Below are 12929 nucleotides of genomic sequence, written 5' to 3' on the forward strand. Positions count from 1 at the left end.
GGCCTCATTTCTCGCTGCCGTCCAGATCAGATGCATCGCTCTCTGGGCTAAAATCTTGTGACGACACTATCTAAGCAGTTTAACTCTGCCACAGCCTACAGCGGCCCGGCGGCAATTCGCCTGCTGCGCGCGAGCTGCGGTCAGACATCGCATAAAAACCTTTATCAGACAGCCGGTGCCCAATGCTACCTGTTTGATAACCTCGCCAGGCTGGGCTTCACCCAACAGCTGATGATGGACCACAACGACGTGTTCGGCGATTTCCTCAAAGAGATCCGCGAAAACGGCGGCGTTCAAGTGCCGTTGATGAATCAGGCTGGCCTGCCGACGGTGCTGCAGTCGTTCGATGGTTCACCCGTCTATGACGATACCGCCGTACTGAACCGCTGGATGGAGAACGAGGCGACGAACAATGGCCAGCGTACCGCGACATTCTATAACCTGCTGCCGCTGCACGACGGTAACCACTTCCCGGGTGTGCGCCAGACGGCGGATTACAAAATTCGCGCGCAAAAACTGTTTGATGAGCTGGATGCCTTCTTCACGCAACTGGAGAAATCCGGGCGCAAAGTGATGGTGGTGATGGTGCCAGAACATGGCGCAGCGCTACAGGGCGATAAAATGCAGGTTTCCGGTCTGCGTGATATCCCAAGTCCGTCCATTACCCACGTGCCGACAGCCATCAAGTTCTTTGGCATGAAAGCCCCCCATCAGGGCGCAGCAATTGAGATCACTCAGCCAAGCAGCTTCCTGGCCGTATCGGAGCTGGTAACGCGCGTGCTGGATGGCAAGATCTTCACCGAAGACAACGTAAACTGGGATAAGCTGACCAGCGGCCTGCCGCAGACAGCACCGGTTTCAGAGAATGCGAACGCCATCGTGATTCAGTACCAGAACAAGCCGTATGTTCGCCTGAACGGCGGCGACTGGGTGCCGTATCCGCAGTAAGTGATTTGCCACTTCGCCCTCAGGGTGAGGTGGCGGCTTTCACCTTCACTCTCAAGGAAGAGTAGCCCGGATAAGGCGTTACGCCGCATCCGGGGGAACAGCCTTTATTGCTCGATTTCGTGCTGCGCGAGCATCCCCCCTCATCCCAACCCTCTCCCTCAGGGAGAGGGAGTAAACCGTGCCAGCTTTCACCTTCACTCTCGAGGAAGCGTAGCCCGGATAAGGCGTTACGCCGCATCCGGGGGAACAGACTTTATTGCTCGATTTTGTACTGCGCGAGCATCCCCCCTCACCCCAGCCCTCTCCCTCAGGGAGAGGGAGTAAACCGTGTCGGAGTGAGAGGAAAGGCGAGGAAAAACGAAGGATTACCGCTGCTGTGCCAGCCAGACCAACATCTTCAGACTGGCAGAATAATAATCATCCTGCGCGTTGATCTGCGGCTCGCCGAGGGACTGGCCCATCGTCAAATCGCGTACCGCCAGCAGCCCTTCGTTCATATTGTACGGTGCGGTGTCATTGGTCGTGACATTCACCCAGGCTGGCGTGCGGCTACGATCGTAACCCTGCCACCAGCTCCGCCATGGCGTCAGCAGCGAGCTTTGCGGGTTCCACCAAATCACATACAGCGGAATACGGATCGCGTCAAAACTCATACGCGGTGGCCACTCTTTGGCTGGATTCAACTTACCGTCAGCCGACAGTGATACCCAGTCGGTCGGCAAATGCGACTGACCCCAGCCCATTTTGCTTAGCAGCGTATTGCCATCACGAATCAGATCGTTCCACACCACCAGATGACTGCGGCTGGCAAAATCTTGCCATGCCGGGAAGATAAAATAGGACGGATTCAGGTTCACATAGCTGTTGAGATTGAACCCCTTAGCGCCCGGCAGCATCACCCGGTAGCCAGCAAAATTGATTACCGTATGTTTAATCAGCGCCTGGGTAATCGCATCCGACGCGGCCCCATAGCTGTTATCGTTCCAGCGCTGGTTTGCTTTTAACAATGCCCAGGCGATCAACGCATCGCCATCCGTCGCGTCGTTTTTGTCCGTGATCGGATCCGGCTCAACAGGATTAAAACGCCAGTAGAACAGACCATTGTCTTTGTTCTTGAGCGTTTTATTCGTCCAGCCCCAGATGCGGTCAAACGCCGCTTTATCGTTGCTGCCCACCGCCATCAGCATGGCGTAGCCCTGGCCTTCCGAGTGAGAGACGTTTTTATTGCCGGTATCAACGATACGGCCATCCGTCATCAGAAAGCGCGCTTTGTAAGCTTCCCAGGCCTGTCCCGCCTGCGAAAACGAGGAAAAGAGCACAGTCACCATCACCACCATCGCGGCGAAAACGCGTTTAAACATACTCAGACTCATTGTGGGTTAGCGTAGCGGAACACAACGTCCGATACGGAGTACAGCCGCTCACGGTTAAAGGCGATATGCGATTTACCGCCCTGCCCCTGCAGCCAACGGGAGTAAAGACCTTCCAGTATGGCGCAAAATGCGTAACACCAACGCGTCTGGCTGTTCTCATCACGGGAAACCGGCAACCCCTGATGGCGGAACGACAGCCCTTCTTCGCTGGCGTCGATATCGATATAGCCCCAGTTAAACTCCGCAAGCCGCGCGTTGATGTTGGCTTCCAGCTCACCGATGGTCTCCGATGGGGGCAGCGCAAAACGCTCCGCCAGCGACTCGCCCATCTGGCGCAAGAAAGGTTGGCTTTCCGCTTCCCCTACGTTTCTCACCATGCCATCAACCATCACCGACAGTAGGTCAAACCAACCGGTTGGCGTTTGCTGCCGTTGAAAATAAGACAGCAGTAAAGGATTAGCCGAACTCGACGTCATTATTTGTCTCCCAACATATAGCGGAACCAGATCCCGGCAGTACTTTCGTTGTAGTCGCCAAAGGTGTCGTAACCGACCTTGCCGCCGACGGACATGTTCTTATTCAGGTTGTAATCAATTCCTGCCCGGAAGGTGTAACCAATCCCGTTTTGCGAACGGCTGCCGTACTGCGCTTCTTTGGTAAAGCCCATATCAGCCAGCTGTTGCAACATTCTCTGCGCTTCGGGATCGTTCGGGAAATAATCGCTCTTGTCCTGGGTATAGGATTGATAGCCCACCGACCCGCCCAGACTCAGCTTCCAGTTATCGATTTTTTGTGAGAAATCGACAGGTAACGACACGCTGACGTAGTTCTGCGGGCTAAAGTAGCCGCCCTGGCCGTAGGTGAAGTAGCTGAGGTTTTTCGAGAAATTCATCCAGCTAACGCTTAAACCTGTTTGCAGTTGACGGAAATCGTCATGCCACGGACGCAGGTACACCCCGGCGTTGGCGTTGACGCTGGTGTTGCTCGCCACATTGTTACCAATATAGCTGTAACCGCCGCCGCCCACGAAGAAGCCGGCATCGCCGTCGTCATAGCTCAACTGCGCGCTACCGCCGTTTTTGGTCACCTGACCCCAGCTATCGCCCGAATACTTATCTTTCAGGCCAACATAGGAGAGCAGGCTATCGGTTACCGCGCGGCGTTCACCGGTCAGAATTAACGTCAGGTAGTTAGAGAGCTTCGGCGACCATTTCACGCCGCCCACCAGCGTACTCATATCCTGCCCCAATGGGGTACTGCCGATATCAACGCGGTAGCTGTCACCGCTGAGCGCCATATTAAGCTCAACGCCGTTACCATTTTGCGAATCCGTTGATGAGTTAATCGGATCGCTGTAATTCGCTTTATAGCTGGAGGTGCTTAACGCTTTCAGACGGGTCAGATCCGAACCCAGCAGCGTGTTCAGACGCGCCAGACCGGAATCCGTAAATGGTGACAGCTTGCTGGCATCCGCATATGCGGACAAGTCCTCAAACTTGTCGGTCGCGCTGGTATAGGTAGTGGTATTAGCGTTGGTAACCGACTGGCTAATATTGCTCACCGCATTCGCCAGCGGGTTCGAGCCGTAACGGCGCCACGCATCGCCCGAGGCCGTACCAGAACTCAAGCTGATTGGCGTTGCGGTAAACTCAAAGCGCGACTCTCCGAACGGTGAGCTGGACCAGGTCAGCGGCGTTTTGGCTTCGGTCAGTTTACTGGTGCCCGATTCACCATCACGGCCACGAATATCCACCTCACCCTGCAGCCACATCCCTTTCTTCTCATCGATATCCTGCATCATGTCATCAACCTGACGCAGCGTGCGGCTCTGTGCGGTCTCCGCAGGTAAATCGGTTCGGGATGTCCCCGGCAGAGCGGTGCCCGGATCGCGGGCCACTTGCGCCACCTGCCACGGCAGCATCGTGCCGTACAGCGCCTGCGGTGAACTGGTTTGCGGCGAGGTTTTGCTGGTGGTGGTAAACGGGTTATCCGCCAGCAGCACGCCGCCAATCGTCGGCGTTGCGGCACTGTTAGACGACTCCAGTCCCACCAGCTTGCCACGCGCGCTGCGTAAATAAGTCATCGCCTGCTGATGGTTACCTTTCGCCTCTTCCAGGCGCGCCAGCAACAGCATGCGCTCAGGCGAGCTGTCGCTACGCAAGCCACTGGCAAGGGTAGTGGCCTTCTGTACATTGTTCTCGGCCAGCGCAACGTCGATAGCGCCCACGCGCGCCGCCTGATCGTCGGTATCGCGGGTCATCAGGTAGTCGTACAGCACGCCCGCTTCTTTGTTCATTTTGCCGGTCTGGTACAGACGGCCCATGGCGAACATCAAATCGGTGTTCTGCGGGTCGCTTTGCAGCGCACGGATCAGCTTGTCGTAGGCGGCGGCATAGTTACCCTGCTCACGCAATTTGTCGGCTTCGTTGATCACATAGCCATTGCGCACCCCGGCAAGCTGGGCAGGCGTACTGCGCGATTGCAGCTCCGGGTTAGACATAAAGGTCTGTGCTTCCTGGTTCAGCCCCGCCTGGTTCAGTACCGTAATCTGATCGGCGTAATCCCCGGCGTTGCCCTGCACACCCTCTTTCATATTGTCACGCACCAGCGACACAGCGGTGGTCAGGTCACCCGTACGAGCGAGCATTCGCGCCAGTTTCCCGGCGTCGACCGGGCTTTTTGGTGGCTGGCTGGCCAGCGCTTTCAGCGTGTTGGAAGCGGCTGTCATATTGCCCTGGGCAAGGTAGCGCTCCGCCGTGGCCATTTGCAGGTTGTAATTCACCCGCTCCGACAGGTCACGAATCTGGCTGTTCTGCCCGGAGCGCGGAATACGCGCCAGCAGCGAGTTGGCCTGCTGCCAGGCACCGCTTTCGCTGGCATACAGCGCGGCGGCGTACAGCGAGTTGTTGTTGGCACCGTCGCGTCCGGCAGGGATCATTACCGTCGCGGCTTCCCCTTCCTGCCCGGATTTTTGCAGCAGACGGGCAAGATCGAGACGCAGCCACGGGTCATCCGGCACGCGGGCCACGCCCTGACGCAATACTGAAATCGCCTGATCGGTGTTACCTGCCGAGACCAGCTGTTGGGCCTGACGGCGAATCGGATCGCCCGGCGCACCGGCCACCACGCGCGGCTGCAGTTTTTCCTGCAGGCTGGCGGGCAATGTACGCAGAATAACCTGCGCTTCGTCCGTTTTATTCTGATCGCGCAGGACGTAATAGAGATTTTCCCGCGCCGGAGCGTTCTGCGGCTGGTCGTTCAGCAGATTACGCAGGGTCTGCTCAGCCTGTGAATAATCTTTGTTCTGGCGCAGTACATCAGCACGGAACAGTTTCCCCGCCGTGCCGCGCTCACCGCTTTCTTGTGCCAGCGGCGATGACAGCGCCAGCGCTTGGCTGATATTGCCCTCTTTCAGCGCCTGCTGAGCCTGCGCGAGCTGGCCGTAAAACGACGCGTCTGCGGCCTGGTTTTTACGTTCCTCAGAAGCATCACCGCCCTGGCTTGCCGCCCGGTTCAGATACTGCGCCGCCGCTTTGTAATCGCCGCTACGCTGGGCGATATAACCCATCCCGGCCAGCGCGTCAGCGTCATTGGGGTTGGTTTGCAACACCTGGGCAAATTTGTTTTTAGCCGCAGCGGTATCGCCGCTATTCAGGGCGGTAAAGCCCGCGCCTTTCGCCGCGCCGCCGACGTTTTTACGGTAATAGTTTTGAACGTCGGTATCCTGCGGATGACGCTGCAGCCAGGTATCGTAGAAACGTTCATCGCCCGCCTGCGGCCCCAGCCACAACAGCGCCTGACGAAGACCGTCGTCGGCATCTTTGCTGCCACTGGCCATCGGTTCGAGCAGCAAAATCCCGTCGCGACGCGTCTCTTCACGCCAGGTCAGGATCTTGCCGAGCGCGATGCGCGCGGAGGTATCCTGCGGGTTTTGCATCACGAAGCTTTTTAACTGCGAAACGGCCTGCGGATAGAGGGCTTTATCGCCCGCCATCGTCTGGTAGTACTCCGGCGCCAGGCTTGGCGGCGGCGTATCGCCACTGAACATGCTGCGCCAGGTTGCCAGCGCCGCCGGCACGTTGCCGCTGCGCGCCTGCTGGCGGGCCAGGCTCAATTGCCCCTGCGGAACCTGCGTCAGCTGTTTGGCGTTATCCAGCGCCTGCAGCCCCGGATCGTTAGGGGACACCTGCGCCAGACGCGTACGCCACTGGGAGGAGGTTTGCAGGTCGCCATTTTGCTGCGCCCACAGCGCCATCAGGTACATCGCCTGGATGTTATTGGCATCCACCATCAACACTTTGCGCAGCGACTCCATCGCCAGGTCGTCATGGGATTTTTCATGCCAGTAATTCGCCTGGTCAAACAGGGCTTTGACCGCAGCATCATTCGCGGCGGCCAGTGCCAGACCAGGTATACCGAAGGTGAGGACGCCGGACAGGCACAGCGTCGTCAAACGGCGGGCGGTTTTTATCGTCATTCTTGTCACCCTCTTATTTGCTGTTGTCCAAATCCAGACGTCGTTTCGCACGGTTTCTCAGCCAGACAAAGAGCGCCGGACCTGCGATGCAACCAAACACCAGCCCTAAAATCGCCAGCAGCGCCGAATGCTGGTTCGCATACCAAATCACCATCATCTGCGCCGGCATCTCGCCACTTGGGAACTGTTCACCCACGCGGAAGCTGCGCACGCCGTTCTCATTGGTAATCACCGCCGCGTCGCCGCGAATCCCGGCGTTAATCTTCGCGGAGGCGAGGTTACCGTGCAGGCGTGAAAGCTGGTCGTCGTTGCTGGCAATCGCCAGCACTACCAGACGATCGTCATTCCACGGCGAACGGAAGCTGACAAACCCACGCCAGGCTTCGTTAGAGGAGAAGTAGCGGTCAGCTTCCAGCCCGTCTGACGCCCAGTCCCCCGCAATCCAGCGTTTAATACGCTGCCAGGTGGTCGGCTCACGCACGCCCAGCGTGCTGTCGTGCATCACGAACGGTGAGGTCTGCAAAATGGCGCGGTTAAAGTTGTGCTGATCCAGCCCCGTGACCGCCAGAACGTCGCGGTTATTCAGCAGCTCGCTACCCGCCCCGGTAGTCGGTACGCCCAGAAGCACCCGGTTATGGCCCAGCGCGGTGCCGGTTGCGTTGCCGGAACGCGCTGCCATATCCAGCAGCGTGGCAATCTGCGTTTCGGTCGGTTTTTCTGGCAGCATCAGCACCGTTTCCGAGTAGTCGGCACGGCGAGTGAACGGGAAGGAGGCACCCACGAAATACGACAGGTTCGGCAGCAGCGCGAAGTGACGCGTATGGCTGAGATCGATCCACGAATCGTCTTCGATACGGCTCTTGATGTTGTTATTCAGCAGCACGCTGCACGGGGCACTCGCCTTCGGCTGAATGTTGAAGTACAGCGAGAGCTGGTTGTCACCGTAAATCATGTACGGCTCCAGCGGCATATCAAACGTCTCCTGACGCGCATCGCCGCCAAGCTTATGCCACAAGGTTTCCAGCGCCCCCTGCTTGTTCACCGGCAGGTTATGCAGGAAGGTGTTGTTCATGGTCATACTGAGCCACGAGCGGTCTTCATCAATCCAGTTTTCTGACGAGAAACGGTAGCCAATTTGCAGCGGGATTGTTTCACCATCCCACAGGAACAGATCCGGTGCCGCACGGAACGCCACGCGCAGCGCATCGTGCCACAGCCCCGTGGTGGTCAGGCTTTGATCCTTACGGATCAGCTCAGACAGTTTTACCGGACGATCGGTGGGGATCCAACGCGGCGCATCGTAGGGCTTGCTTACCGGGATCGTTTGGGCCGTCACATCCACCGACGGCGTCTGAATGGCGAAGTTGCCACGGGTCAAACGCCACGCTGCCGCGCGCAGGCTGGCGTCATCTTTGCCTACCACCAGCAGCAGCTTGTAGACCGGATTTGCCGGGTTATCGACCACTTTCAGCAGCGACTGCGCGGTATCCGGTAGCGTCAGGCCACCAATTTGCTCGCCTGGGTGACCAATCAGGATGCCGTTCTTTTCCGGCAACCGGTCGTGATAGGCCGCAAAGGACACACCGCGATAGTCCGCCTGAATCCCCATCCACGAGGATATCAGCGCACTGGCGCTTAAGGTGTCGGGGCTGAGCTTCGCCGGGAAGGCCATGGCGATCGCCGCCGGAGTCATCTGCATGCTGTCAAAGAACGGACGCGGGAAGTGGCTTAAATCGGCACCAATATCCAGCTGCTGCCCTTCCAGCTCAAAATGGGAATCCGGCATGATGGTGACGCGATATTTATCGGTCAGGTCGCGCTGGCACTGCATGGCGTCGCTATCGTTGACCTTAAAGCTCAGGCTGTTGCTGGAAACCATCAGCGCCGATGGAATATCCAGCTGGTAGCGCGCGGTATCGCTGTCGGTTACGGTCAACGGCACCGTGCCCAGCGGCTGGCCGTTCAGCATCAGCTGCATGGTGGCATTACGCGCCGCCATTGCCGGTGACATTTTCAGGTTCAGCTCAAGCCGTGCCGTGGTAATCACCTGGTCCACCGGCAGAGTAAAGGAGGTACCGCCCTGGAACTGGCCGCCCGTCAGGGCAATCCCTTCCGGAAAGCCCATCTGCGCGATGCTGACGCTGTTCACCACCGACGGAATAAATATCGGCGCGCCAGGCGGTGGCACAGGTGCCGCTTCCGCCGGGTCGTTGAGTTTCAGCAGTGACTCAATAGAAGTATCTTCGGCGTGCAGCGGCAGCATAAAGAGCGAACCGACCAGCACAGCCAGCGTTGTCAGACGTTTCATGCGTTGCCCTCCTCCTGAGAAGCAGCCTGGGCGGCCTGCTCGGCACGCAAACGGCGGTTTTCGCGACGGTCTTTCCAGGTCAGCCAGAAGAGGTCAAACACACAACGCATAATGGTACCCAGCGAACGGAACGGGTTGTCCTGTGGTTTCGGCGGGTTAATCCACGCATCCGCACGGGAGAGCACCACGCGCACCAGTTCGCGGCGGCGGGCCAGCGGAATATCGTCGAACATCAGACGGATAAATTCTTCATCCGTGGCGATGGTTTTCACCGGAATGAGGATCGCACCGGATTGCAGCAGCAGCTCAATCTCTTCGATCTCGTCATCCAGATGGCGATCGTCCGGCGCCACAATGCGGCAGCCGCCCATCGACAGGTCCGCGGTATGGCTGCGCGACACCATGCCGCTGGCATGATGGAGCAGTACCGGGATTTCGGCATCAATACGAATCGTTTTACGCGTCTGACGGGTTTCGCGCGCAACGGCAATCGCCGCCAGCAGGAAGAACAGGCTGTACAACCCCCAGCCGACGTTCAGGGCGATAACGCGCGGATCAACGCCAAAGTAGTCATGGGCACAGGCGCGAACAATACCGGCAATCACCCCGGCCCCCAGCAGCAGGGCGATAATCAAATGCGGACGCACCACGCCGAAGTCAAAGTAGCCCACGTTCAGCAGTGCGCCTTTATCGGTCACGTTGAACTTGCCGCGTTTCGGGAAAATCATCGTCACGGCGGTAGGCAACACAATGTGGAAGGCCAGCACCAGGTCGTAAATCTCCCCCCAGAAGCTGTAGCGGTGCCGTCCGTTCATGCGCGAGTTAACGTAAATCGCGAGGAACAGATGCGGGAGCGCATAGGCGAAAATCAGGCTCGCCGAGGAGTGAATGATGTTCAGGTTAAACAGCAGATAGGCCAGCGGCGCGGTCAAAAACGCAATACGCGGCAGCGCAAACTGGTAGTAAAGCATGGCGCTGATATAACACAGGCGCTGCTGGATGGTCAGGCCACGGCCTAACAGCGGGTTATCCAGACGGAAAATCTGCGTCATGCCGCGCGCCCAACGGGTACGCTGGATAACGTGCAGAACCAGACGTTCAGTCGCCAGGCCCGCCGCCAGCGGGATATCCAGGAATGCGGAACCCCAGCCACGACGCTGCAATTTGAGCGCGGTGTGGGCATCTTCGGTTACGGTCTCAACGGCAAAACCACCAATCTCTTCCAGCGCGCTGCGGCGAATCACCGCACAGGAGCCGCAGAAGAAGGTGGCGTTCCAGTTGTCATTGCCCTGCTGAATCGGCCCGTAGAACAGCGATCCTTCGTTAGGGATGTTACGTCCGACGGAGAGGTTACGTTCGAACGGGTCCGGCGAGTAGAAGTAGTGCGGAGTCTGCACCAGCGCCAGTTTCGGGTCTTTCAGGAAGCCACCAACGGTCGCCTGCAGGAAGATGCGCGTGGCAACGTGGTCGCAGTCGAAAACCGTAATCAGCTCGCCATGCGTCAACTTCATAGCATGGTTCAGGTTACCGGCTTTAGCGTGGTTGTTGTCGCTACGGGTGATGTAGCCGACGCCAACGTCAGCGGCAAAAACGGCAAACTCGCGGCGTTTCCCGTCATCCAGCAGGTAAATGTTCATTTTATCGCGAGGATAATCAATACATTGCGCTGCCAGCACCGTATCACGGACCACATCCAGCGGTTCGTTATAGGTCGGAATATAGACATCTACCGTCGGCCACAGGCTCATATCATCCGGTAGCGGAACAATCTCGCGTTTTAACGGCCATACCGTCTGCAGGTAGCCCAGCAGCAGCATGACCCAGACGTAAACCTCCGCCAGAAACAGCCCCATACCGAGGATGGTTTCAATTTCGGAATTAAAATGCAGGGTTTGCGTCAGGCGGAAATACATATAGCGCGTCGATAACAAAATCGACATCACTACCATGATCACCGACACGTTATGCTTTTTGCTGAATCCCATCAAAAACAGCACGCCAATGCTCAGCAGACCAAAAATATACTGCTTCTGGCTATCCATCGGCGTGATGATGACCAGCAGGGCAACGGGTAGCATTGCCAGTGCCAGCAAAACATATAGGAACTTTTTCATAGGTTGCCCTGCGCGAATTAGAAGCCAGACATTTTCGGTTTACTGTGAACCGTGCCGTCTCCGATTTTGACGCCTAAGATGCCGGCGACTCTTTTTGCAATGAGTTCAATATCGAACGCAGCGGCGGATGCAGGACTAAAGTCGAAAACCGATTGCTGCGAGGCATTCGCTTCTATGACGCTTTCATCACGATGGATCACGCCTAAAAGTTGATTACCTAATTTTTGTTCCATAAACGCCGTGACATCGCGGCTGACCTGACGACGGTTGTCACTCTGGTTGAGCACAAAGAAATGGCCCGCTTTTCTGTTGAGGACATCCCCGGTCAGGCGATGGTTTTCAACGTGCGGCAGCAGGGAAAGGGAGGCCGTATCCGCCTGCAACGTGACCAGATGCAGGTCTGCCAGGCGCGACATCGCTTTTAATGCTGCAGACGGGCCTGGAGGAAAATCGGCAACGATAATCAGGCCCGGATAATTCAGCAGTGTGTTCAGGCCGCGAATCAGAAAGTGTTCATCATGCGTCAGACGTTCTTCAAAGATTTGGCGCTGTTCTTCACTGGCTTCACCATAAGGCAGCACAAAAATGTTGCCGCCTGCGGTCAGGACAAACTGGCTCCAGTCTGAGGACTCTGCCGCTTTGGCGACGTAACCTCGTTCGTCAGACAGGGGAACGCCAAAATGCAGGCGCAGTGCGTTTTGCACATCGAAATCCAGCGCCAGCACCTTACTACCCGACCGCGCGAGGGCGTAAGCCAGGTTAGCCGTCAGCGTCGTTTTCCCAACACCACCCTTCGGCGAACAAACACAAATCAACGGCATGAAGCGATCCTTTCTAGCAAAGATTGTAAGGGTTGGTTTTTTTCCACTGTGGGTTTTGCTTCTGCCGCTTTCGGTGCAAACAGCCGGGAGTAATCAGCAGGCACTGCCGCAGATGAGGCAGGTGAGGCTGAGGTGGTGGCCTTTGGTGATACCGGAACGCTGGCTTTTCGGGCTGGAGGAACAACAGGTGTCGCCGATTGCGCGGCAAGTTGTCCGGCAACATCACAGAAAATAGATGGCGTAGCCGCCGCAGGTAAAGGTAATTCGGCGCTGACAGGGGGAAGAACGTTTTCGGCGCGAGTCCCGACGTTGATGCTGCTTTCATAGCTCACGTGGCTTTCATCGCGCGCGAAAATATCTGGCGAGACAGCCTGAGGCTGTGGCAACGAGACGTGGCCGCCCATCGCCAGTTTGGTCTCCTCCGATGCAGGAGACAGCTGATTCACGATCGCCCAACTTCCGTGGTCAGGTGCGAGGTTCTGCGCCGACAGATCCTTGAATTCATACTTCTGGTTGCGGGTCTTATCCTTAAACCTCTGCAAATCATCATAATGGTTCATGGCTATACTCATGATTTACAAAATAAACTATACCCACCACCTGCATAACCTGAGCGCTCAGTTATTGGTAGATTCGTTTTTTAATTAGGCCACTTGCCTGTAGTGTGGGTACGTGAATGCTGCGGTTATTAACTATTTGCCTTATTATCGCGTGGCTAAATTACACCAGTGCTAACACGCTGTTTATTTCCAGCAAATATATAAAGTTCACCTGTCCACATGCTATCTTTTTTTTCCTCAAAAATCATTAAAGCGCGAATTCAGATAATAAGTGCAACGCTCGGACATGATTGTGGAGAGTGTAGGAGGAAGGGTTAACTACCGATAA

General features: G+C 56.9%; 7 protein-coding genes and 1 pseudogene. 1 reads left to right on the top strand and 7 read right to left on the bottom strand.

Annotation, left to right across the window (positions count from 1 at the left end):
- Positions 1–72: 72 nt before the first annotated feature.
- Positions 73–948, top strand: a pseudogene (bcsG, locus tag ACSZPU_RS17780) (cellulose biosynthesis protein BcsG); the annotation flags it as partial.
- A gap of 365 nt (positions 949–1313) precedes the next feature.
- Here bcsG and ACSZPU_RS17785 read toward each other — a convergent pair.
- The 7 genes from ACSZPU_RS17785 to bcsO are packed head-to-tail and all read right to left on the bottom strand — an operon-like array spanning position 1314 to position 12601.
- On the bottom strand, positions 1314–2309 hold the full coding sequence (locus ACSZPU_RS17785; RefSeq protein WP_499001447.1) for a family 8 glycosyl hydrolase: 996 nt from the start codon (positions 2307–2309) through the stop codon (positions 1314–1316).
- 8 nt (positions 2310–2317) lie between these two features.
- Positions 2318–2797, bottom strand: coding sequence for a cellulose biosynthesis protein BcsD (bcsD, locus tag ACSZPU_RS17790; RefSeq protein ID WP_499001449.1), 480 nt, complete (start codon positions 2795–2797; stop codon positions 2318–2320).
- Complete coding sequence (locus ACSZPU_RS17795; protein ID WP_499001451.1) at positions 2797–6798, bottom strand: cellulose biosynthesis protein BcsC; 4002 nt, start codon at positions 6796–6798, stop codon at positions 2797–2799. Before ACSZPU_RS17795 ends, bcsD begins: the two co-directional genes overlap by 1 nt.
- A gap of 13 nt (positions 6799–6811) precedes the next feature.
- Positions 6812–9106, bottom strand: coding sequence for a cellulose biosynthesis cyclic di-GMP-binding regulatory protein BcsB (bcsB, locus tag ACSZPU_RS17800; protein WP_499001453.1), 2295 nt, complete (start codon positions 9104–9106; stop codon positions 6812–6814).
- Positions 9103–11220, bottom strand: a complete 2118-nt coding sequence (gene bcsA, locus ACSZPU_RS17805) for a UDP-forming cellulose synthase catalytic subunit (RefSeq protein WP_499001455.1) — start codon at positions 11218–11220, stop codon at positions 9103–9105. Before bcsA ends, bcsB begins: the two co-directional genes overlap by 4 nt.
- 17 nt (positions 11221–11237) lie before the next feature.
- Positions 11238–12041 carry a cellulose biosynthesis protein BcsQ gene (gene bcsQ / locus ACSZPU_RS17810; RefSeq protein ID WP_499001458.1) on the bottom strand — a complete coding sequence of 268 codons (804 nt, stop codon included), beginning with the start codon at positions 12039–12041 and terminating at the stop codon, positions 11238–11240.
- Positions 12032–12601, bottom strand: coding sequence for a cellulose biosynthesis protein BcsO (bcsO, locus tag ACSZPU_RS17815; protein ID WP_499001460.1), 570 nt, complete (start codon positions 12599–12601; stop codon positions 12032–12034). The genes bcsQ and bcsO overlap by 10 nt, the downstream gene beginning before the upstream one ends.
- Between the last annotated feature and the right edge of the window lie 328 nt (positions 12602–12929).

Source organism: Phytobacter sp. V69 (assembly GCF_965644215.1).
GTDB lineage: Bacteria > Pseudomonadota > Gammaproteobacteria > Enterobacterales > Enterobacteriaceae > Phytobacter.

Excerpts from the sequence above, each read along its gene's own strand:
- ACSZPU_RS17785 (WP_499001447.1), bottom strand. The coding sequence starts at position 2,309 with ATGTTTAAACGCGTTTTCGCCGCGATGGTGGTGATGGTGACTGTGCTC.
- bcsD (WP_499001449.1), bottom strand. The coding sequence starts at position 2,797 with ATGACGTCGAGTTCGGCTAATCCTTTACTGCTGTCTTATTTTCAACGG.
- ACSZPU_RS17795 (WP_499001451.1), bottom strand. The coding sequence starts at position 6,798 with ATGACGATAAAAACCGCCCGCCGTTTGACGACGCTGTGCCTGTCCGGC.
- bcsB (WP_499001453.1), bottom strand. The coding sequence starts at position 9,106 with ATGAAACGTCTGACAACGCTGGCTGTGCTGGTCGGTTCGCTCTTTATG.
- bcsA (WP_499001455.1), bottom strand. The coding sequence starts at position 11,220 with ATGAAAAAGTTCCTATATGTTTTGCTGGCACTGGCAATGCTACCCGTT.
- bcsQ (WP_499001458.1), bottom strand. The coding sequence starts at position 12,041 with ATGCCGTTGATTTGTGTTTGTTCGCCGAAGGGTGGTGTTGGGAAAACG.
- bcsO (WP_499001460.1), bottom strand. The coding sequence starts at position 12,601 with ATGAACCATTATGATGATTTGCAGAGGTTTAAGGATAAGACCCGCAAC.